Origin of the sequence: Gordonia otitidis NBRC 100426 (assembly GCF_000248075.1) — a bacterium.
GTDB classification, from domain to species: Bacteria; Actinomycetota; Actinomycetes; order Mycobacteriales; family Mycobacteriaceae; genus Gordonia; species Gordonia otitidis.
The window spans coordinates 1-1,134 of sequence record NZ_BAFB01000092.1 but is presented as its reverse complement, the minus strand read 5'-3'; the positions used below and the strand labels follow the sequence as shown (position 1 = coordinate 1,134).

Sequence of the window (1,134 nt, the reverse complement as noted above, 5' to 3'; positions counted from 1 at the left end):
ACCGCACCCAGCGCTCAACCGGGCCAGCCCCCGCTGCCCACGACGTCAGCCGCACAGCAGATGTCCTCTGCACCAGCGTGTTACGAGTTCGCTCGGTGGGGCCAGCCGAAGCCGGACGTACCGCCCGACACCCTGCTGTTCGTGTTCAAGGGCGACGGCACCGACGGTGCGCAGATCGAGTTCCCGGTCGGCGAGCTGACCGGCGAGCATCTCCCACCGACCGACGGACCACGTCCACCCGTCGGTCCGCTCACGACTCCGATCGCCGCGAGCGTCGGTCTCTCGGAAAGGGGCATGTACCGGTCGTCATCGACATGTAGGTTGACGGTGACGGCAATGTCGTCGAAACGGGCCGCGGGTTCGTTCGAGTGCCCCGAATCGACGGTCGCAGAACAGAATCCACTTGCGCCCGACGACGAGGTGGCAGACGACGACACTGCTGTGGCGACCGCGCCCGGCGCGACACCCACCGCCGAGCAGAGCGCTCCGGTCAGGCTCGCCGGATGGTTCGATCTGCGACCGTGATCGGTCAGTCCTCGACGATCGAGGCGACCACCGACTGATCGACGGCATCGATGGTCGACGGCTCGAACGACGGACTGCGGTCCTTGTCGACGAGCATCGCCCGCACGCCTTCGGCGAAGTCGTTCGTCTTGGTGATCTGCGTGGCCGCATGCAGTTCGCGGTCGAAACACTCGTCGAGCGTCGAATCCCGCCCGGCGTCGAGAAGCGCCGCGGTGACCCACAGACTCGTCGGAGATGCACCCTCGAGGAGTTCGACCATCTCCGCGGCCCACTCGTCGCCCGCCGCTCCGCGCAGTCCTCCGAGAATGGCCGCGACGTTGTCGTCGCCGAAGTACTCACCGATTTTCGCGATCGGAAGGTCGGAGGACGGCAAGTCGCTTCTGCCGCCGAGGATGTCGACGAGCGAGTCGCCCGCGCGTACGGCGTCGGCGACCGAATCCAACTCGGCTGCAGGCACGAAGTGGGTGGCCAGACCGAGATGCACGGCGTCGGCTCCACGCACCCGGGAACCGCTGAGGCCCAACCACATTCCCACTCCACGCGGTAGGCGCGGCAGAAAGTAGGTTGCGCCGACGTCGGGAAAGAACCCGATCGCGGTCTCGGGCATGG

Annotated in this window: 2 protein-coding genes; one reads left to right on the top strand and one right to left on the bottom strand. The window is 67.1% G+C overall.

The annotated features are described in order from the left end of the window. On the top strand, nt 1–525 hold a 525-nt coding region (locus tag GOOTI_RS09215), incomplete at its 5' end, for a hypothetical protein (protein ID WP_007238312.1). A gap of 4 nt (nt 526–529) precedes the next feature. Here the strand turns inward: GOOTI_RS09215 and GOOTI_RS09210 are convergent. After that, a partial coding sequence (locus GOOTI_RS09210) for an enoyl-CoA hydratase/isomerase family protein (RefSeq protein ID WP_007238311.1) occupies nt 530–1,134 on the bottom strand: 605 nt, incomplete at its 5' end.